Raw genomic sequence first — 18,361 nt, 5'->3', positions numbered from 1 at the left:
TCATAGGTTTCACCTGCAATAATCCGCCGTTCTAAGCCGCGATTTAGCCGCTGCCGTCTCCAAATGCCGGTATCGGCCACCTGAGTACCTACGGCAGTCCAAGGCATGCCCAGCGGCGATTAAAGCGGCTCCTATGTCCAGGCCGTCGGCATAGCAGACACCAACCCAGCGGTCGTGCGTACGTTCACCGTTCAAATCGCATGAAATGGATTTGCCGCGCAGATAGTTCACCATCCAGCGCTTTGCGTCCTGACCTGACCTTGTCCCGAGCTCGGGGGCATCGACGCCGTTCAGTCGAACCGGAGTTCCATCGACAACAATCGTGTCGGCGTCACGCACATGCAGGCTAGCGGCACTTGCCGAGCTGGCGAGAAAAATCAATGCAAATATCAGCCGTATCATACTCAAAAGATAGCTCTTTTAATAAAATCCACACACTAAAAATTGAAAAAAAGCCCAGCCGCTAGGGCTGGGCTAGTCCGAGGAATGCGCTCTGTTACTTCGATAACTAGTTAGATTAGTTCAATCACCGTAAACGAAAGTAGGACCAAAACCGTCTCGTTCCTTCACTGATTGAGAAGGTTCGCGAATCCATCTTGAACGGCTTTGCGGATCGCAGCCGTATTCTTGCATGAGTCAATCGCAACAGCGCCGCTACGAGCCAATTGGTAGATGTTCTCAGGTGTGCAGTAGGACAGAATCCCCTGCTGGTAGGCCTGAAAATATGCCTCCTTGTCAGGTTTCCTCGACCAACGAGCGCAACGCTGCACATAGTAGTTGAAGTAGCCGGGCTCTATTCCGAGTCGTCCGTCAGCCATTCCAACTTTTGACCAATCGATTTTACCTATGCAGTTTTCCGGCGGAAACATCTTTGAAGATTGTCTACCGGATTTGTCGCTGGCGAATGCCGTACATCCTACGCTGACACCTAGCATCACTATGCCAGCGTGTACGAAAAGCTTCATTCGTGGCATTGTCATCCATTTTGATTGCTGGCAGTTCTTCGACAGTTCCTTCATAACCTTTTTCCTGTTTCTAAAGTCTCCGGGCCCGTCACTCATTCATGATGCAATGGGAGACCCTTGGTATTGTGTGACGGAAAGAATAAGAAATGCAGCCTAACACTTCCTTAAAGGCCAATCTCAGAATGGAAATTCGAGTGACAGGACTCCAATCGTTTGGCTTTCAACCTGAGATTCGAATTCTTTGCTCAAGTAGGTAATTCCAAAAAACGTTGAGGCTTTTCGGATCCGAACCTGAACACCCGCTCGAACTCTCAAACGGGAATTGGTCATTTCAACGTCAGACCAGTTGGGGAAAAAGTCGCTATGTGTGGCATACGTGTAGTCGGCACCAATTAAGAAGGACATATCATTCATCTTTGAGGCTCGCTCCGGCGATGATGGCTGTAAAAACCCGGATACTGGGTCGCGAACGTACCTTTGGGCGTCAGCGTATCCATCCACCAGGATGTCCAGACCAATCCGTCCGAAAGTTTCGTAACCAACCTGCGCTCCGACAAATGGTCTTACGTAGAACCCTTCGGTCAAAGAAAAGCCTCTTGCAACTTCCGCAGATACCATTCCTGTCACACTGTCACCAACATGGTTGTGGGGCATGTCTTTGGGTAAATATCCTGCGATTCCAGTCAAATCGTGGAAGCCCTGTTGGAAATCAGCGATTTTCGTCTGGTCTCCCGTTAGTAGGATTTCAGCACCAGCGTTGTATTGAATTTTCCCGAAGTTCTCGTTTACAAAAAGCCCAAAGCCCAACATCCCTACATAAGGCCTGTCATCATTTGTCGGCTGTTTCTTTGAACCCCACGGAGAGATTATTTCGGCGCGAAAACGAAAGTCGTGGGCGATACCTCCTGTTTTCTCACCTTCGAAGCCCAAAAACACAGTATAACTCGCTGAGCGCCAGCGGTCCCGACCGTCTCCGAAAAAGTCATTTGTAAAGAAGCTCGATTTCGTCAAGTCCGCGGAAACTGGCGCAGCAATTAGAATTGTACCTAAAAAAAGTAAAAAGGTTTTCACTAACTCGCCCCCTTTGGTTTGAAACCGAAAACGTCAACCGAGTCCCTAGCAGGTAGGAGTTAATGACTGTCTAACTCAACAAACTTGGCGGGCTTATCCACAGGTGAAGTTATGACAGCGCTCAACAAAAATATTTCTCGCGTTAATGCGCCATTATGATTCCCTCGAGAATATCAAAATGCAACTCTAGGTGGTATCAATAAGTGTTTTGCCCAACGACAACCCCTCTTGCGATTCAGGACGTGACTTTGGCGTTGGCCAAATCAGTTCTTCAAGTCGAGCATGCCTGGAAGATCCTGCAACCGCACTTCGGAATCCAACTGAGTGTTGGTTTTGGAAGAATTGTTCCCGCACCAAATTTCTTCGACCTAATTGCTATGGGTGTCTTAATCGAGATGACTGTTAGGCCGAGCGACGTTTACGCGTTGAGAACCATCTCAACTTTCGTAGCCGAAGAGGTCGCGATTTTTATGGATACTACGGAAACATTTGATTTCATGGATGACGTACAGATTGAAGACTTACTCTCACACTTGGTACATGTCCTTTCTGAGCCGCCTATTGATGAGAAGTTCTCCCTGGTAAACCAAAGATGGGTAAATATAGCGGCTGTCGTCTTGGATATTATTGAGCAAGTGCGAAAGATTTTGATTGATAATTGGCTTTATGTGCCGCTCGCTCGCGGAGAACAATGCGGCGTTCTGGATAGAATCGCATGAGTCCTGTTGTGCCCAAGGTCTACTGGCGTAACTTCAAACGAGGCTTAGTCAGTGTTTTAGTTTGAAGCTAAGACACACAACTTGCGGCAGAATAAAGTTTTTTATACTCGTAGACTTGGTTCGAGACAAAACCTCCCCAACGTCGTCGTAGCCTTTTAGTCCGCACAGAAATCACGTGCTTCAGTTAGTCAAAGCCACCATATTGGGTTGAAACTCCAGGTCTGTGTTTTCCAATATCAATTCCTGAACCGCTTCTCTGTCATCAGCATTCAGCTTTGCCTCTTCTAAGAAAATTTCTAAAGCTGTCCTCAAACCACATAACGTGTTCTTAGATCCCTCGTCTTTGGCCTCTTCAACAATTTCAGCCAACGCCTGAACAAACCAGTGTTTAGTGGTCATGAAACCCTCGAATTTTGTTTTGAATATAGTCGAGGAAGACTGGTTAAAGTGGAGTTAACTGTGATTTGGTTTGCCGTGCATTTTGGTCACACATGTTGTCGTCGTACTTCGTGTGTTCGACAACATAGGCATTCACAACATGCCGAATGGCTTCGGCGGTGAGAAACAAACCTTCTGCCTCAAGTCTTAGTTCTATTTCAGTGGCGCGCTCCAAGAACTCTCTGTCCATATCGTTACTCCCCATCCGCACAATTTTGCCCAAATTGAACCGATTCTCTTAAGGATTAGTAAATTGTCCTGCGTTGGGAGACTGTCCGTATGCATCAACGAGCCACGAAGCACAAAATGTGCTATGACGTGGAGAATTGGATTCCTTGACGTGGTTTGTGTTTCCAAATCGGACGCAATTTCAATCTTACTGATACGAGCCTTCATTTTGGAGGTTTCTGTAGTTTCCCTCTCTGGCTTTTATAAGTTCCACCAACCATTCCAGAGGCTTTACTTCGGCATTTTGCAGGCCAGGACCGATTAGGTTTTGTTTTTTAGATTGCCCCTTAGAAGTTTGAGGCGCATGGCTTCCCAAAAACAACATGAGGTGGATCTTTGCCAAGACAGGCGTATGCTAAGGGCGTAGTCGGATGCAGGGCAATTTTTGAGACAAAGAACATTTTGCGCTTCGCTCAATTAGTGGATTAGCCGCACCTAGTTCCGGTGCGGCTCACCCTGAATAGAGAGTCAGTCAGTTTGGGTTAACCCCAAGCCACTTGCCCAGGAGATGTGCCACAAGTCTCTAATCTTGCAGCCAGCGCAACCAGTTTGCCTTTCGTTGCAGCGATTTCACCCTCTAAATCCCCTCCTGTCAGGCTGGACATCGGAACGCCAATCAAGAAAACGCCCAATGCGTCGCCTGTTACGGCCTGCTTTTGAGCAGACACAAGGCTTGGAACCTTTGCCGCTTCGTTCTTGTACAGTTGAGTTGCCTTTGCGCACGATACATTGCTGTAAGTATCACCCATCGACACCGGAGCAATTGATGCGGGTTGCTGCGCACAGGCCGACACAACCAACAGCCCGCAAACAGCGGTGCATAATTTCTTCATTCACTTTTCCTATTTTTCTTTTTGACATCTATTGTCGAAACTACGCCTTTGGTCTTTCGTTGCTGTCGTGGTTTCGACTTGTGACCACTACTTATGGCACTGATCGGGCTCTGCTCCAGCAGGATAGTACCGACATTTTGGGCTGCTTATTGAGGAACAACGCCGTTGGAATGATTAGAAATTGTGTCTATTTTCTGGTCTCACTGTGAAACCTGTGAGGCGGCTTCCAAACTGCTCGGGTCATCAGTACGTGACGTTTCCCAAACCAACCGTTTACTTGCGACCCATAGGTGGCCCGGTTTTCGAATGACTTTTGCCTCTTGAACACCGGCAATCGCTCTTGCCTCGTCAGCGGTATGCGCCAACGCCCATCCATGGGCCTTGTTCGCTGATTTGCCATTCCTCGGCACTTCTATTTTCCAAACTTGTAGCATGTTCAGGTAATGCATTGTGTTGGTTAACAATTGGTGAACGAGTTTGCTTGAACCCCCATTAGGCGCAAGAAGGATCAAAAGCAAAAGTAAGCGTTTCATTCCGACGATATAGGCAATCCGCGCAAACTCTTCACCCCTATCCGGCGCAATGGAAAACCAGCGTTGTTTTCAGGGGGAAGTACCCGTTCACGGCGGATGCCAAAATACCTCAGGTGGGGACAAATGTTCATGTCTCGTTCTTGCTATTTTTGGGGTAATATGTTACCCCTTTAAGTAGGTTTGGAGGAATGCGTTATGGATGCTTCACAAACAAAGTGCGCGACGATGCAAATACCCGCAAAGGCAAGCATTCGCAGCGCAACCTTGCACGACTTACCATTGATCCTTGAGTTCAGTGAGAAGTTCCACAAGCAAGCAAACCAGCCTTTCCCGTTCAATCGGGAGGCTTCAGAGCAATTTGCGAGCGCACTTACGCCGCCAGATACCCGCACCAGTTCACGATCCGCGCTAAGTTACCCACAGGTGCCGAAAACAGAACTGTCCAAGATTGTAAACGGCCATGGCGACTGGATGTTCTACGGTCACGCCGGACCCGACGGACAGGTAATTGAAAGTTGGTGGTTGCTCGACCTACGAGCGTTCAGGGCGGCGCTGATCCGGCACCGAACAACTGGCTCACAACTGTACATGGGTGACAAATGCAATGCGGATGGCACTTGCTTCAAGTGGTTCGACATACGGTCTTTTCCGAAAGAACCGCCTTTGGTTGTTGCGCGAGGGTAATTCTACCCATTGCAGGCACAGCCAACACCTTTGTGACAGGTGTAGCTCCGGTTGATACAGCTATCCCCGCAGGCCTTGCCTTTTCGGCACACTTTGCAACACGCGGCGTTGTAGACCTTCGCGTTTTGCTTGCTGGTCAAAAGGTTCCAAAAGGATTCAGTGGTTAGTGGCGTTTTGCCTGATTCTTTGTACTGATTCTGAGCAAATGCAACCGCGGATGAAAGGACAAGTGCAGACAGGCTGAGTAAAATAAGGTGCTTCACAAACATTCTCCGTTAACAATGTGTTAACTCTTGCATAGCTACGCAGAGCTTAGAAAAGGTATTTTCAAGGTATCTTTTTTGACACCCCAGAACCCGACTTTGCGTCCGGTTTCAATTCGGCACCGTGCCGCGCGTATCGCCAGCCACTCAATAACGAAGAAAAGGGCGCAGGGCGGCAGCTCTCAGCACTCGAGTCGGCTCCCGCGCCAAATGCAGAAATTCATACACTTTGTCCCCCATTTGTCCCCTAGTGCGAAAAAGCGACAAAGGACAAGTGGCACAACATCAGTGTAAGTCATTGATTTTGTAATGGTGCCCCCACACGGACTCGAACCGCGGACCTACTGATTACAAATCAGTTGCTCTACCAGCTGAGCTATAGGGGCACTGGCAGTCGATTACTTCGTCCGACAGAGGACTGCAACCCTCATTTTTAACTCAAACTTGGGGATTGCCCGATTTCCTGAGAAAGTGCAGAAACCGCACGGTTGGTTCGTTGCAGATTTTCACGCGACGCAAAGACATGGAATGGGATGGACACAGCCCCTGAGGGTAAAAGGACAAAAGATGCAGGTAGTAATCCATGCCGGGGCCGCTTTCGCCGATGAAGGGCAAGTGCTGTCCTCGCTTTCGGCAAACAAGCAGGCCTTGGCGGATAGCCGTGCTGCGATCTTGGGACCGCGCGGCGGACGTCAGTTTGTCAAGGTTCTGTCTGATGCCCTTGCTCAGGATTTGTCTGATGCAGAAACACAGGACGGGCTGCACGCCCTTCTTCCGGATGATCCAAATGTTGATCGTGTCATCCTCTCGAACGACAAGTTCTTTGGCCCAACACGCTCTGCCCTGCAACATGGACAGATTTACCCTTTTGCCGGGCAGCGGACAGCCTATGTGCAGACCTTGCTGGACGATGCTCAGGTCGAAATATTTGTCGGTCTGGTGAACCCCGGTTTTTTCATACCCAAGGTCCTGATGTCGATCCATGAAGATCACCGACAGGAGATTCTGACCAGCACCGATCTGAGTTGCCTGAGCTGGTTGAGCATGATCGAAGATCTGCGCGATCTTGCACCTCAGGTGCAGCTCACTTTGTGGAAGAACGAACATCTGCCACTGATTCTGGGGGATATCACGCGCGCAATGGCGGGCCTGCCCGGTGACGCTCCTCTGGTGGATGAATATGCGTTGCTGTCGTCGCTTCTGACTGAAACCGGTCAACAGCATGTTCTGGACATCGTGCGGGGCGGTGCCGGCCTCGACAAGGACACTCAACGCGAAGACCTTGCGCGGGTTTTGGAAGACTATGCCAGGCCCGATGAGGTCGAAGAAGAACTCGATCTGCCCGGCTGGAACGCAGACATCGTTGACGCATTTACAGAGCTTTACGAGCAGGATCTGGCAATCATCCAGACCATGCAGGGCATCCGGATGCTGTAACCCATCTGTCGCGTCCGCACCCTTACAAATGCCTTTTCGTTTGCCGGATGATCCAGTCCGCAAATGCTTGTACGGCTTCGTTCCTCTGCCCGGTCGGCGTTGCAATGAAATATGCGCTGCCCGAGGCATTCACCAATTGCCCGGTCTGGACCAGCGCGCCCGACGCCAACTCGGCCTCGATCAGGTAGGACGGCAAAATCGCAGCCCCAAGCCCTGCAACTGCGCCTTCGATCAGCATCGAGAACTGATCAAAGCGCATCCCTGGAAAAACCGCTCTGGCGTCAAGCCCAAGGCTGGCATGATACTCGGACCATAGCCCGGGCCGTGAGGTCAGATGCAACAGCGGCAGATCGAACACATGCTGTTCCTCGAAAGGCCGTTGGTCGCCCAACAACACGGGCGCGGCTGCCACGACAAGTTTTTCCGGGAACAGCTTGCGTAGCCGCGCACCGGGCCAGTCTTCGTGGCCAAAGTGAATGGCAAGGTCCACGCGCCGCTCTTCCAGGCTGAACGGTGTTGTGTAGGAATGCAAATCCAGTTCGATCCCCGGATGCAGGTGCTTGAAATCCGGCAGTCTTGGCACCAGCCACCGTGTAGCAAAGGTGGGCAGGACCGCCAAGGTCAGCAACGACGCACCGTCACCGGCCGCGATCGCACGATTGATCGTACCGTTCAGCCGCTCTAGGTCGCCTGCAAGTTCTTCAAACAAAGCGCGACCCGCTTTCGACAAGCGAACGGCACGCCCGACCCGGCGAAACAGCGTCACCCCCAGCGCAGCCTCAAGTTCACGCACCTGGCGGCTAACCGCGCCCTGCGTCACACCAAGCTCCTCTGCTGCCATGGTATAGCTTTCGTGGCGCGCGGCAGCCTCGAAGCTGCGCATGAGGGCAAAAGACGGGAGGGAGCTGATTCTGGGCATATCACTTATGAGTTTTAGTCACAGAAACGATACAAAACAGCGTATTTTTATCAAGTTACTTTGCAGATAGAACCTCAGTCACCTCCAGAGGAAGATTGACAGTGTTTCACCGCGCAAACCGACTAAACGGTATCGAATTGTCCGAAATCGTGCAGATATCCGAGGCCGCCGCACGCTTGCGTTCGGAAGGGCGCGATGTTCTGGCGCTGTCGACCGGTGAACCTGACCTGCCGACCCCGCCCCATGTGGTCGAAGCTGCCCACGCGGCAGCGCTGGACGGCAAGACGAAATACCCGCCGACGGCCGGGGTGCCCGACCTGCGCGCCGAAGTTGCCCGGCAGGCCAAAGCCGAAGTGGCTCAGGTCATTGTGTCCACCGGTGCCAAGCAGGTGATTGCCAATGCGATGCTGGCCAGCCTGAACCCCGGCGACGAGGTCATCATGCCCGCGCCCTACTGGACCAGCTATTCTGACATTGTGCGGATGGCGGGTGGGACGCCCGTCATTCTGCCATGCCCGATGGATCAGGGATTCAAGCTTCTGCCGGAACAGTTAGAGGCCGCAATCACACCGCGCACGCGCTGGCTGATGCTCAACACGCCGTCGAACCCGTCGGGGGCAATCTATACGCAGAATGAAATTGCCGCCCTCGCATCTGTTCTGTCTCGGCATCCACAGGTCTGGGTTCTTGCGGATGAGATTTATCGCCATCTCAGCTTCACTCCGTTTGTTTCAGTGGCCGAGGCGGCCCCTGACCTTGCCGACCGTCTGCTGATCGTCGACGGTGTCGCCAAAGCATGGTCCATGACCGGTTGGCGCATCGGCTGGGGGATCGGGCCGGTCGAGTTGATCAAGGCGATGGTGGCCGTTCAGGGGCAGGTTACATCGGGCGCCTGTTCGATTGCACAATGGGCCTCGCTTGCGGCGCTGACCGGCAGCCCGGACCTGTTGGAAGAACGCCGGGTCATTTTTTCCGAACGCCGTGATCTGGTGGTTGCAGGGTTGAACACGGTTCCGGGGTTGCGCTGCGCGGCTCCCGACGGGGCGTTTTACGCCTTTCCTTCCTGCGCCGGACTGCTTGAGGATCAGGGAGGACCGTTCAAAAATGACGCTGACTTCTGCACCTGGTTGTTGGAAGATGCCGGTGTCGCTCTGGTTCCCGGTCGCGCCTTCGGGTTGCCCGGACATTTTCGCCTGAGCTTTGCTTATGCCCAAGATACAATTGCAGCGGGGCTTGCACGTCTCAAAGCCGCTGTAGAAAGGAAACTCTCATGAAACCACAATCCCGCCCCCAGCTTGGCCCTTTCACTTGGGATGACCCTTTTCTGCTGGAAGACCAGCTGGCCGAAGACGAACGCATGGTGCGCGATGCGGCCAACGCCTACGCGCAGGACAAACTGCTGCCCCGTGTGACCCAGGCTTTCGCCAATGAAGAAACAGACCCCGAAATCTTTCGCGAGATGGGTCAAATGGGCCTTCTGGGCACGACTATCCCCGAAGAATTCGGCGGCATCGGTGCCAGCTATGTCACTTACGGTCTGGTCGCACGCGAAGTGGAACGGGTCGACAGCGGTTACCGCTCGATGATGTCGGTGCAGTCCAGCCTCGTCATGTATCCGATCTATGCCTACGGAACGGATGAACAGCGCCGGAAATACCTTCCGAAACTGGCCAGCGGTGAGTCTATTGGCTGCTTTGGCCTGACCGAGCCCGATGCAGGCTCGGACCCCGGCGGCATGAAAACCGTCGCAAAAAAGACTGATGGGGGCTATGTCCTCAACGGGTCAAAGATGTGGATCTCGAACGCGCCCATTGCTGACGTGTTTGTTGTCTGGGCCAAATCAGACGCGCATGACGGCAAGATCAAGGGTTTCGTTCTTGAAAAAGGCACACCCGGTCTTTCAGCTCCGAAGATCGAAGGCAAACTGTCGCTGCGCGCCTCGATCACCGGTGAGATCGTGATGAGCAATGTCGAGGTCGGGGAAGATGCTCTGTTGCCGGGTGTCGAAGGTCTGAAAGGGCCATTTGGTTGCCTGAACCGCGCACGATACGGTATCGCCTGGGGATCGATGGGCGCAGCCGAGGCCTGCTGGCACGCCGCGCGGCAATACGGTCTGGACCGAAAACAGTTCGGTCGCCCTTTGGCGCAAACGCAGCTGTTCCAGCTGAAGCTTGCGAACATGCAGACCGAAATCGCCTTGGGCCTTCAGGCCGCTCTGCGCGTGGGTCGTCTGATGGACGAAGCCCGCGCAGCGCCGGAAATGATCAGTCTGATCAAGCGCAACAATTGCGGCAAGGCACTTGAGGTCGCCCGCCACGCACGTGACATGCACGGCGGCAATGGCATCAGCCAGGATTTCCACGTGATCCGCCACATGGTGAATCTGGAAACCGTGAACACCTATGAAGGCACGCATGATGTTCATGCCTTGATCTTGGGTCGCGCACAAACGGGCCTGCAAGCCTTCGCCTGAGGACGACAAAAATGGATCGCGCAACCATTGTGCATGACAACTTCCTGCGCCGGGTTGCGGCACGGGATTTCCCCGCTGGCGCGACGCCGTCTGGCCCACTGACAGCGTCCGAAGCGGTCGGGCTATATCGCGCGCAATGTCTCAGCCGCGCATTGGACCGCCAAAGCCGGGCAATGCAGAAAGCGGGTCAGGGATTCTATACCATCGGCTCCTCTGGTCACGAGGGGATGGCCGCCGTGGCGGCAGCCCTGCGCCCGACAGACCCTGCTTTTCTACACTACCGCGACGCCGCGTTTCAGATCGCCCGGTCCGATCAGGTGCCGGGGCAGAGCCCGACATGGGATATTCTGTTGTCCTTCGCTTCATCCTCTGATGATCCGATCAGCGGTGGGCGGCACAAGGTGTTGGGGTCAAAAGCGCTTTGCATCCCGCCGCAGACCTCGACCATTGCCAGCCACCTGCCCAAAGCAGTCGGCGCGGCTTATGCAATCGGGGCAGCCCGCCGTCACAAACCCGAACATGCGGAAATGCCGGACGACGCCATCGTCTATTGTTCCTTTGGTGATGCCTCGGCCAACCATTCCACCGCGCAAGGCGCATTCAACACCGCGCAGTGGACGTCTTACCAGTCGGTTCCCCTGCCACTGCTGTTCTGCTGCGAGGACAACGGGATCGGAATTTCGACCAAGACACCACAAGGCTGGATTGCCGCAACATTCTCTCATCGACCGGGACTGAAGTATTTCACGTGTGACGGGCTCGACATTTTCGAAACCTACCGTGTCGCACAAGAAGCCGCCGCCTATGTCCGCAGCCGTAAGAAACCCGCATTTCTGCACATCCGCACGGTGCGCCTGTATGGCCACGCCGGGGCGGACATGCCCACCACCTATATGCCAAAATCCGAGGTCGAAGCCGAAGAGGCGAACGACCCCCTTCTGCACTCCGTCCGTCTGCTGGAACAATCCGGTGCGATGCAACCGGATGACGCGCTGAAGGTATACACCGACACCTGCGACCGCGTCACCCGCGTCGCCGACAAGGCGATCACCCGCCCTCGCCTGAAAACCGCAGGTGACGTGATGGCCAGCCTGATCCCGCCCGCACGCCCCTGTGCCCCGACCAATGGCCCGTCAGCTGAACATCGGGCTGAGGTATTCGGCGGCGACCTCAAAGCACATGCTGAACCCCAGATCATGTCACGCCTGATCAACTGGGCCCTGAGCGACCTGATGCTTGAACACGGCGAGATCGTGATGATGGGCGAAGATGTCGGGCGCAAAGGCGGTGTCTATGGCGTGACGCAAAAGCTTCAGGCCCGTTTCGGCCCTGACCGGATGATCGACACGCTGCTGGACGAACAGTCGATTCTGGGCCTAGCCATCGGGATGGCTCAGAACGGGTTTACGCCCATGCCGGAAATCCAGTTCCTGGCCTATCTTCACAACGCCGAAGACCAGTTGCGCGGTGAAGCGGCCACCCTGCCCTTCTTCTCGAACGGTCAGTACACCAACCCGATGGTCGTTCGCATCGCCGGGCTGGGGTATCAAAAGGGCTTTGGCGGGCATTTCCACAATGACAACTCGGTCGCGGTTTTGCGCGATATTCCGGGGCTGATCCTGGCCTGCCCATCGAACGGCGCCGACGCTGCACGAATGCTGCGTGAATGCGTGCGGCTGGCCCGGGAAGAACAGCGGTTGGTCGTGTTTCTGGAACCCATCGCGCTCTACCCGATGCGGGACCTGCACGAAGCCGGGGACGCAGGCTGGATGCACACTTACCCCGACCCATCCGAAAGGATCGGTTTCGGCGAGGTCGGCGTGGATGGAGATGGCGACGATCTGGCCATCGTTACCTTTGGCAATGGCGTCTACCTCAGCCATCAGGCGCGCAAATCGCTGGAGGCCGACGGGACAAAAACCCGGATAATTGACATGCGCTGGTTGTCGCCGCTGCCCAAAGACGCGCTGACCCGGGCCGTAAGCGGCGCCAAGCGGATATTGATCGTCGATGAAACCCGGCATCACGGCGGCGTGGCCGAAGCCCTGATGGCCCATTTCCACGAAACCACTGATGTGCCGATGGCTCGTATTACCGCCGAAGACAGCTTTATCGCCACCGGCCCGGCCTATGCCGCGACCATGCCATCGAAAGACAGCATCGAGGCCGCAGCAAGATCCCTTATGGAGACGGGCAAATGAGGTCTGCGAAACAAACCGCTGTTGTCATCTGTCCGGGGCGCGGAACCTATAACAAACCCGAATTGGGTGTTCTGGGTCGGCATTTTACCGACAAGGCCCTGCTGGCACATTTCGATGGCATGCGGCGCGCACAGGGTCAGGAAACCCTAAGCGAACTGGACGGCGCAACACGGTATTCCGTGGCAAAGCACACGCGCGGAGACAATGCCTCGGCCTTGATCTATGCCGCCACGCTGGGCGATTTTCGTGCCATCGATCCGGAGAAAATCGACGTGGTGGCTGTGACCGGAAACTCGATGGGCTGGTATTCAGCCCTGGCCTGCGGGGGCGCCTTGACTGCCGAGGCAGGGTTCGAGGTGGTCAACACCATGGGAACACTCATGCAGCAGAGCCTGATTGGCGGCCAGTTGATCTATCCTTTCATGGATGCCGACTGGCAGCCGAACCCGGCACGCAAGGCCGAACTGCTGGCTTTGGTCGCTGAGATCGACGGCACCGGCGCGACCCTCACGCTGTCAATTGATCTGGGCGGGATGCTGGTTATGGCCGGGGATGAAGCTGGGTTGTCCGCCTTTGAAAACAAGGTGCCTGTGGTGCAGGAACGATTTCCGATGCGGCTGGCCAATCACGCAGGGTTTCATTCACATCTGCAACGCCCAGTTGCCGAAGCCGGTCGCGCCCGCCTTGCCGCAGATCTGTTCCGGCAACCCAATTTGCCCATGATAGATGGCCGTGGTCAGATCTGGTGGCCCGGAGCCTGTGATCTGGACGCGCTTTGGGACTACACCTTGGGTCATCAGGTGACCGAAACCTATGATTTCACAAAGGCCGTATCACAGGCCGCGAAAGAGTTCGCACCCGACATGTTCATCGTCACCGGACCGGGAACCACACTGGGCGGAGCCGTCGCGCAATGTTTGATCCTGAGCAATTGGGACAAGATGCAGGACAAAGCAAGCTTTCAGACCAGCCAACGCGAAGAACCTTCGCTGATCTCAATGGGGATCGAGGATCAACGCACACGTGTGACTTGATCTTGCACACCTTGGCGGTTCGCCCGGCGCAAACCGATCTATCGCGGGCACTCCGCTCCACTCTGTGCACCGAACCATCTGTTCAGATCCCACCCGAGCAAGCGCCCTGCATTTCAATTCCACGATTCCGGAACCGGAAAAGGCGACGGAGCGCTCGGCCTGAGACGGCAACTACTGTCGAATGCTCCGGGTCAAATGGCATCTTCTCGCAAATCAGGACACTTTCGGTCAAGCATCTTGCAGACGAGCCAAAGGCCCAGACATTGAACCTAAGCGTTTGATATCCAGCACTCATTTCTCTGACTTAAATGGTGCCCGGGGGCGGAATCGAACCACCGACACGAGGATTTTCAATCCACTGCTCTACCCCTGAGCTACCCGGGCACGGGAACGACGTTTGTCGTTGGGTGGAGGCGTTCTATGACTTGCTACCGGCAGTGTCCAGAGGCTTTTTTACATTTTTTCAGTGCGGTCGCATTGTATTGCGTTCGTCCGCATCGGCCTCGGTCTCAGGGTCGTCTTCGCGCTGAGACGGGACCGCGTAAGAGCCGTTCAGCCACTTGGCCAGATCAATGTCTGCGCAGCGTTTCGAACAGAACGGGCGGAACTTCTTTTGCGTTTCTTCTCCGCAGATCGGACAGCTCATTTCAGGATCTCTGCGACAGGTAACCGGCTGCGTTTGCGCTGCAACTCGAAATGCCCCAGAGGTGTCCATCCCGCCAGTATCGTCTCGTCCGGGTCCGACTTAAAGGCCGCACGCAGGGCGGATTCGAACCCTCGGCGGTCTTTCTTGGGCATCGGAGCCAGATCCAGTGTGATCTGCCCCGCCAGCCCGCGCACACGCAATGCACGTGGCAAGGCTTTGGCACAAGCGAAGTTGGCTTTTGTTCCTGCCGCCAGCGACGTATCCGCGCCTGTGTTCACGTCTACGGCCACCAATGCGCGGGTCGGTTCGATAAAAAGATATCCGCCTCCGGGGAGAGGTTCGGAAATGCCACGGGCGACATCCAGCGCGTCCAGCACACCATGGGTTTCAAAACTGCCGGTTTTCGTCACAACCTCGGCAGGATCGGTCCAGTCGCGCCATGCCAGGATATGCGGGCTGTCACCTTCGCTCAGCAGTTCGACGTCGAACCCTTCGTCCGTCATCACTTGTTCAGCTTGCGCAAGCATGGCCGAAATGTCGTCGGCAATATCACCGGCATCCGCATCCATGCAGCAGGAGCGGAGGATCAACCCGTAGGGGCTGTCGCCCATTTGTTCATGAGCGATTTCAAGCAGTTGATCCCGCTTGTCTTCATCCTTGATGCTGCGCGAGATGTTCAGGCCCGGTGCGTCGGGTGTGACAATGGCAAAGCGGCTCTTGAACAGGATGCGGTTGGTTACAGGGATGGCCTTGCCGGGCTCGGCATATCCGCCCACCTGCACCAAAAGCGTGGCACCCGGCGCCAACCCTTTGACCTGTCGAAGAAAAGCCGGGCCGTCGGGTGTGGTCAGGAACATACCACCCTGCCCCTTGACCGGTCGATCGGCACGGGCGCGATAAATGGTGCCGGGTGCCGGCGCGTCGGCGGCGATCAGGAGATCATCAAGCTTTCCGTCGACCATCAATGCCGCGGCCTCGCGGTCTTGGATATGGTCTAGAACGATGGTTCGACCCTTCATGATGCCTCGCTATATAGTGGGTAGCCGATCCCTTGCAGCAAGGCGGCGGTCTCGGACAGGGGCAGCCCCACGATGCCAGTGAACGAGCCCGAAATCCATGGGATGAATGCGCCAGCAGGGCCCTGGATCGCATAGGCCCCGGCTTTGCCCTGCCAATCACCGGTCGCCAGATAAGCGTTGATTTCAACGTCAGACAGGCGTTTGACCTTGACCTGCGAGACGACATCACGTTGCAGGATGCGATCCCCGCGCCGAACGGCGACCGAAGTGATCACCCGGTGACGGCGACCGGACAGAGCGTACAGGAACTCTGCGGCTTGCCCCTCATCCTGGGGCTTGCCCAGAATACGCCGCCCCAGTGCAACTGTCGTGTCCGCGCAAAGCGTGATGTCACCGCTATCCGATTGAACAGCCTTTACTTTTTCACGCGTAATGCGACTGCAATACGGAACAGGAAGCTCACCCTTCAGCGGTGTTTCGTCGATGTCAGGGGGGCGGATGGCGTCGGGCTGCACGCCAAGCTGCGCCAGCAGGTCCAGCCGCCTTGGGCTGCCCGATCCCAGGATAAACGCCATCTCGGCAGGCGTTATTTGAAGCGGTAGTTGATCCGACCCTTGGTCAGATCATAGGGGGTCATCTCGACCTGAACCTTGTCGCCGGCCAGAACACGGATGCGGTTCTTGCGCATCTTTCCTGCCGTATGTGCGATGATTTCATGGCCGTTTTCCAGCTCGACCCGAAACGTCGCATTAGGCAGGAGTTCCTTCACGACACCGGGAAATTCGAGCGTATCTTCCTTGGCCATGTTGTCTCCATCATTAGGTTGCGCCCGCAGAATCTGCGGGGATGTGCGCTTAAATGAGCCTATTTTTCCCTTATTTCAAGGGCGGATTCATCTAAAGGGCGGATAATGTGACCGTTTCGACTCGGGCGTCCTGCTCTGGCCAATGGGTCCGGTTCAGCACATGGCCATCGGCGCGGACCTCGGCGATGGCGGACAGGTCGACATCTGCATAGGTCCAGCCAGGCTGGTTCAGAGCGCCCTCGGCCAGCACTCCGGTGGCCGGAAACCCCTTGTCCGGCGGGCCGAAAACGCCGCCCATGCCGGTGTTCATGTCCACTGCCTCGGACCAGTCGTTGGCTCCGACCAGTGACGACATAACCGTAACGCATTGATTTTCCAATGCTCTTGACATTGCCCCGATGCGAACACGCCAATACCCCGACAGCGCTTCGGTGCAGGACGGTACAAGGATCATATCCGCGTCGCTGAGTGCGCGGCCCAGCAGGGGAAACTCGCTGTCATAGCAGATCAGAACACCGATTTTACCCAGCGCGGTGTCGAACAGCCTGAGTGGACCACCCGGCGCAATGTCCCAGTCCTCGCGTTCAAAGCGGGTCATGATCTGCTTGTCCTGATGGTCGCGGCCACCGTCCGGGGCGTAGAACGCGGCGCGGTTCACCGGGCGACCGGACCCATCCACAACCGGGGCCGATGCGCCCAGAATGTACGTTTTGTACGCGCTTGCGAGGCGCGAGTGCAAATTTTGTACATCCTCGAACCGGTCCGAAACCGCGCGGATCGAGCGTTCGAGATCACCCGCCACCTCGGCACCATCGAGCGTCGACACCTCCATCGCGCCGTATTCGGGGAACACCAGCAGCCCGGCCCCCTGCCCGGCAGCCTCGGCAACCCAACGGTCCAGCTTGTCCTCGTACTGCGCCCAGCTGTCGAGCCAGTCGAGATCATACGCTGCGGTTGCGACTTTCATTGATGGGATCCCCTGAGCCGATGTGTCGTGGCACTAAACCGTGAGAGCCGCCGCGTGTACAGTTCAATCTGGTGGTGACGGGGTGAAGGGGGGGGGTGATTGAACCATCACCGGTCATCGCCCGTCACAGGATGTGCCGCAAGTGTATGGGGCAGCTTGCAGCCCAATGCAGGCGTAATTTATGAGCCGACGGGGTTCGCGTCGTTGAAACTGTGCTTCAGACACTGCATGGTTTCGTTACACCGTCTGAAGTACATGTCGCAATATTGACGTTTCGTATGTTCCCAATGAAGAAGCAAAAACCAAGTCTAAGATTACTGCTTGAACCAATCGCTCTGACTCTCCGTTAAACTCTCGATGCAAGCCACGGTGAATCGCCTCTTTCCTTTTTGTTCTAAGCTCGCTGATAATTTTGTCTGAAGCGACGGTTAGCTCTTTTGAGAAAGAGTAGAATTTACGGAGTCTGTTGCCAAATTTTCTATCACCGGCAAAGAGAATTTCAAGCGCAGAATAGTACAAAATGAGGCGCATGTTTTCATCGTTGGACATGTGGGCGCGGTAGCAAAATTTGAGTGCGCGAATTTCGTTTTCGGAAAAACCCCCGTATGGATCTGACGGTAAATCGTCAAAGAACGCGACAGGTTTCTCTTTCGGCGAAGACTTCACAATTTTCGCATCTCTAGTTGTAAATTTCGCATCTTGAAGGTTGAAATAATTGTCAAATATTGACTTTCGAGCGAGCTCTTGCCCAAATAATAGTGCGGCTATTCCAGCCTCAAAATGCAAATTGTCCACCTTGTCATCGCCAACAACCGTGATATCGGTGGCCTCTTTTGCAACTATCAAAAGGTACTGCTCGCACAACGACACAGTCTCAGTGAACGAGCGGATATTTTGTACTGTGCGATCAATGCCCGTCCGAGACAAATGAGTTCTGGGAAGATCAACTTGTAGCTCGCCATCGACACGCAGCAGTGCTAGATGACTATCGCCCAAACGGACTGTGTGGCAGCCCACGAAGGTACTTGATACGGCTTGGACGTGTCGCGGTTTGCTGCCGCTCCTTTGATAGCATTTATTGCAGCAAAGGAGACGAACTATGGGACTGAAACGGACGGACGAATTT

The 18,361-nt window shown here is 55.0% G+C and carries 21 protein-coding genes and 2 tRNA genes; 7 read left to right on the top strand and 16 right to left on the bottom strand.

Features of this window, described 5'->3' with window-relative positions; translation table 11 throughout:
• Window positions 1-9: 9 nt before the first annotated feature.
• The 3 genes from ACR0J7_RS19745 to ACR0J7_RS19735 all read right to left on the bottom strand — a co-directional run bounded on the left by ACR0J7_RS19745 (window position 10) and on the right by ACR0J7_RS19735 (window position 2,036).
• Window positions 10-381 carry a thermonuclease family protein gene (locus tag ACR0J7_RS19745; RefSeq protein WP_480915388.1) on the bottom strand — a complete coding sequence of 124 codons (372 nt, stop codon included), beginning with the start codon at window positions 379-381 and terminating at the stop codon, window positions 10-12.
• A gap of 185 nt (window positions 382-566) precedes the next feature.
• Window positions 567-1,019, bottom strand: coding sequence for a DUF2799 domain-containing protein (locus ACR0J7_RS19740; RefSeq protein WP_480537350.1), 453 nt, complete (start codon window positions 1,017-1,019; stop codon window positions 567-569).
• 123 nt (window positions 1,020-1,142) lie between these two features.
• Window positions 1,143-2,036 carry a lipid A-modifier LpxR family protein gene (locus ACR0J7_RS19735; RefSeq protein ID WP_480537351.1) on the bottom strand — a complete coding sequence of 298 codons (894 nt, stop codon included), beginning with the start codon at window positions 2,034-2,036 and terminating at the stop codon, window positions 1,143-1,145.
• Between the two features lie 242 nt (window positions 2,037-2,278).
• On the opposite strand from ACR0J7_RS19735, the gene ACR0J7_RS19730 reads away from it, so the two are divergent.
• Window positions 2,279-2,755: a hypothetical protein gene (locus tag ACR0J7_RS19730; RefSeq protein WP_480915385.1), complete on the top strand. Its 477-nt coding sequence runs from the start codon at window positions 2,279-2,281 to the stop codon at window positions 2,753-2,755.
• A 180-nt stretch (window positions 2,756-2,935) separates the two neighbouring features.
• Here ACR0J7_RS19730 and ACR0J7_RS19725 read toward each other — a convergent pair whose 3' ends face one another.
• The 4 genes from ACR0J7_RS19725 to ACR0J7_RS19710 form a co-directional block, all read right to left on the bottom strand.
• Window positions 2,936-3,154, bottom strand: coding sequence for a hypothetical protein (locus tag ACR0J7_RS19725; protein ID WP_480537353.1), 219 nt, complete (start codon window positions 3,152-3,154; stop codon window positions 2,936-2,938).
• A 43-nt stretch (window positions 3,155-3,197) separates the two neighbouring features.
• Window positions 3,198-3,383, bottom strand: a complete 186-nt coding sequence (locus tag ACR0J7_RS19720) for a hypothetical protein (protein ID WP_480537354.1) — start codon at window positions 3,381-3,383, stop codon at window positions 3,198-3,200.
• A 520-nt stretch (window positions 3,384-3,903) separates the two neighbouring features.
• Entirely contained in the window at window positions 3,904-4,254 is a 351-nt protein-coding gene (locus ACR0J7_RS19715) for a hypothetical protein (protein ID WP_480537355.1), read from the bottom strand.
• Between the two features lie 200 nt (window positions 4,255-4,454).
• Window positions 4,455-4,787 (bottom strand): hypothetical protein, encoded by a 333-nt coding sequence (locus ACR0J7_RS19710; protein ID WP_480915384.1) that lies wholly within the window; start codon window positions 4,785-4,787, stop codon window positions 4,455-4,457.
• A 195-nt stretch (window positions 4,788-4,982) separates the two neighbouring features.
• Here ACR0J7_RS19710 and ACR0J7_RS19705 point away from each other — a divergent pair, with 195 nt between their 5' ends.
• Window positions 4,983-5,471, top strand: coding sequence for a hypothetical protein (locus ACR0J7_RS19705; protein ID WP_480915381.1), 489 nt, complete (start codon window positions 4,983-4,985; stop codon window positions 5,469-5,471).
• A 573-nt stretch (window positions 5,472-6,044) separates the two neighbouring features.
• Here ACR0J7_RS19705 and ACR0J7_RS19700 read toward each other — a convergent pair.
• A tRNA-Thr gene (locus ACR0J7_RS19700) sits at window positions 6,045-6,120 on the bottom strand.
• A gap of 181 nt (window positions 6,121-6,301) precedes the next feature.
• On the opposite strand from ACR0J7_RS19700, the gene ACR0J7_RS19695 reads away from it, so the two are divergent.
• Window positions 6,302-7,171 (top strand): hypothetical protein, encoded by an 870-nt coding sequence (locus ACR0J7_RS19695; RefSeq protein ID WP_480915379.1) that lies wholly within the window; start codon window positions 6,302-6,304, stop codon window positions 7,169-7,171.
• A 22-nt stretch (window positions 7,172-7,193) separates the two neighbouring features.
• Here the strand turns inward: ACR0J7_RS19695 and ACR0J7_RS19690 are convergent, their stop codons facing one another.
• A complete protein-coding gene (locus ACR0J7_RS19690) occupies window positions 7,194-8,090 on the bottom strand; it encodes a LysR substrate-binding domain-containing protein (RefSeq protein WP_480488363.1) in 897 nt (298 codons plus the stop codon).
• A 101-nt stretch (window positions 8,091-8,191) separates the two neighbouring features.
• On the opposite strand from ACR0J7_RS19690, the gene ACR0J7_RS19685 reads away from it, so the two are divergent.
• From ACR0J7_RS19685 to ACR0J7_RS19670, 4 genes are read left to right on the top strand one after another with little or no spacing between them, the layout of a single operon-like run.
• The gene (locus tag ACR0J7_RS19685) at window positions 8,192-9,364 is read left to right on the top strand and encodes a pyridoxal phosphate-dependent aminotransferase (RefSeq protein ID WP_480915409.1); all 1,173 of its coding nucleotides are present in this window, start codon (window positions 8,192-8,194) and stop codon (window positions 9,362-9,364) included.
• Window positions 9,361-10,563 (top strand): acyl-CoA dehydrogenase, encoded by a 1,203-nt coding sequence (locus ACR0J7_RS19680; protein ID WP_480915377.1) that lies wholly within the window; start codon window positions 9,361-9,363, stop codon window positions 10,561-10,563. The genes ACR0J7_RS19685 and ACR0J7_RS19680 overlap by 4 nt, the downstream gene beginning before the upstream one ends.
• Before the next feature lie 11 nt (window positions 10,564-10,574).
• On the top strand, window positions 10,575-12,764 hold the full coding sequence (locus ACR0J7_RS19675) for a dehydrogenase E1 component subunit alpha/beta (RefSeq protein WP_480915375.1): 2,190 nt from the start codon (window positions 10,575-10,577) through the stop codon (window positions 12,762-12,764).
• Window positions 12,761-13,798: an ACP S-malonyltransferase gene (locus ACR0J7_RS19670; protein WP_480915373.1), complete on the top strand. Its 1,038-nt coding sequence runs from the start codon at window positions 12,761-12,763 to the stop codon at window positions 13,796-13,798. Before ACR0J7_RS19675 ends, ACR0J7_RS19670 begins: the two co-directional genes overlap by 4 nt.
• Before the next feature lie 309 nt (window positions 13,799-14,107).
• Here ACR0J7_RS19670 and ACR0J7_RS19665 read toward each other — a convergent pair.
• From ACR0J7_RS19665 to ACR0J7_RS19635, 7 genes are all read right to left on the bottom strand, one after another.
• Window positions 14,108-14,182, bottom strand: a tRNA-Phe gene (locus tag ACR0J7_RS19665).
• A 79-nt stretch (window positions 14,183-14,261) separates the two neighbouring features.
• Window positions 14,262-14,444 (bottom strand): DNA gyrase inhibitor YacG, encoded by a 183-nt coding sequence (locus ACR0J7_RS19660; RefSeq protein ID WP_480473599.1) that lies wholly within the window; start codon window positions 14,442-14,444, stop codon window positions 14,262-14,264.
• Window positions 14,441-15,463, bottom strand: coding sequence for a ribonuclease E/G (locus tag ACR0J7_RS19655; RefSeq protein ID WP_480473600.1), 1,023 nt, complete (start codon window positions 15,461-15,463; stop codon window positions 14,441-14,443). Before ACR0J7_RS19655 ends, ACR0J7_RS19660 begins: the two co-directional genes overlap by 4 nt.
• Window positions 15,460-16,038: a Maf family protein gene (locus tag ACR0J7_RS19650; protein WP_480473601.1), complete on the bottom strand. Its 579-nt coding sequence runs from the start codon at window positions 16,036-16,038 to the stop codon at window positions 15,460-15,462. The genes ACR0J7_RS19655 and ACR0J7_RS19650 overlap by 4 nt, the downstream gene beginning before the upstream one ends.
• 11 nt (window positions 16,039-16,049) lie before the next feature.
• Window positions 16,050-16,268: a translation initiation factor IF-1 gene (infA, locus tag ACR0J7_RS19645; RefSeq protein WP_005978431.1), complete on the bottom strand. Its 219-nt coding sequence runs from the start codon at window positions 16,266-16,268 to the stop codon at window positions 16,050-16,052.
• Between the two features lie 91 nt (window positions 16,269-16,359).
• Entirely contained in the window at window positions 16,360-17,235 is an 876-nt protein-coding gene (locus tag ACR0J7_RS19640) for a carbon-nitrogen hydrolase family protein (RefSeq protein ID WP_480900222.1), read from the bottom strand.
• Window positions 17,236-17,472: 237 nt separating this feature from the next.
• Window positions 17,473-18,361: hypothetical protein (locus ACR0J7_RS19635; RefSeq protein WP_480915370.1), on the bottom strand; the 889-nt coding region annotated here is incomplete at its 5' end.

The organism is Ruegeria sp. O4 (genome assembly GCF_056535125.1).
This window is presented reverse-complemented; position numbering and strand designations above follow the sequence as displayed.

Coding starts and splice junctions, on each gene's coding strand:
- ACR0J7_RS19740 (WP_480537350.1), bottom strand. CDS start 1,019: ATGAAGGAACTGTCGAAGAACTGCCAGCAATCAAAATGGATGACAATG.
- ACR0J7_RS19725 (WP_480537353.1), bottom strand. CDS start 3,154: ATGACCACTAAACACTGGTTTGTTCAGGCGTTGGCTGAAATTGTTGAA.
- ACR0J7_RS19720 (WP_480537354.1), bottom strand. CDS start 3,383: ATGGACAGAGAGTTCTTGGAGCGCGCCACTGAAATAGAACTAAGACTT.
- ACR0J7_RS19715 (WP_480537355.1), bottom strand. CDS start 4,254: ATGAAGAAATTATGCACCGCTGTTTGCGGGCTGTTGGTTGTGTCGGCC.
- ACR0J7_RS19710 (WP_480915384.1), bottom strand. CDS start 4,787: ATGAAACGCTTACTTTTGCTTTTGATCCTTCTTGCGCCTAATGGGGGT.
- ACR0J7_RS19705 (WP_480915381.1), top strand. CDS start 4,983: ATGGATGCTTCACAAACAAAGTGCGCGACGATGCAAATACCCGCAAAG.
- ACR0J7_RS19695 (WP_480915379.1), top strand. CDS start 6,302: ATGCAGGTAGTAATCCATGCCGGGGCCGCTTTCGCCGATGAAGGGCAA.
- ACR0J7_RS19690 (WP_480488363.1), bottom strand. CDS start 8,090: ATGCCCAGAATCAGCTCCCTCCCGTCTTTTGCCCTCATGCGCAGCTTC.
- ACR0J7_RS19680 (WP_480915377.1), top strand. CDS start 9,361: ATGAAACCACAATCCCGCCCCCAGCTTGGCCCTTTCACTTGGGATGAC.
- ACR0J7_RS19675 (WP_480915375.1), top strand. CDS start 10,575: ATGGATCGCGCAACCATTGTGCATGACAACTTCCTGCGCCGGGTTGCG.
- ACR0J7_RS19670 (WP_480915373.1), top strand. CDS start 12,761: ATGAGGTCTGCGAAACAAACCGCTGTTGTCATCTGTCCGGGGCGCGGA.
- ACR0J7_RS19660 (WP_480473599.1), bottom strand. CDS start 14,444: ATGAGCTGTCCGATCTGCGGAGAAGAAACGCAAAAGAAGTTCCGCCCG.
- ACR0J7_RS19655 (WP_480473600.1), bottom strand. CDS start 15,463: ATGAAGGGTCGAACCATCGTTCTAGACCATATCCAAGACCGCGAGGCC.
- ACR0J7_RS19650 (WP_480473601.1), bottom strand. CDS start 16,038: ATGGCGTTTATCCTGGGATCGGGCAGCCCAAGGCGGCTGGACCTGCTG.
- infA (WP_005978431.1), bottom strand. CDS start 16,268: ATGGCCAAGGAAGATACGCTCGAATTTCCCGGTGTCGTGAAGGAACTC.
- ACR0J7_RS19640 (WP_480900222.1), bottom strand. CDS start 17,235: ATGAAAGTCGCAACCGCAGCGTATGATCTCGACTGGCTCGACAGCTGG.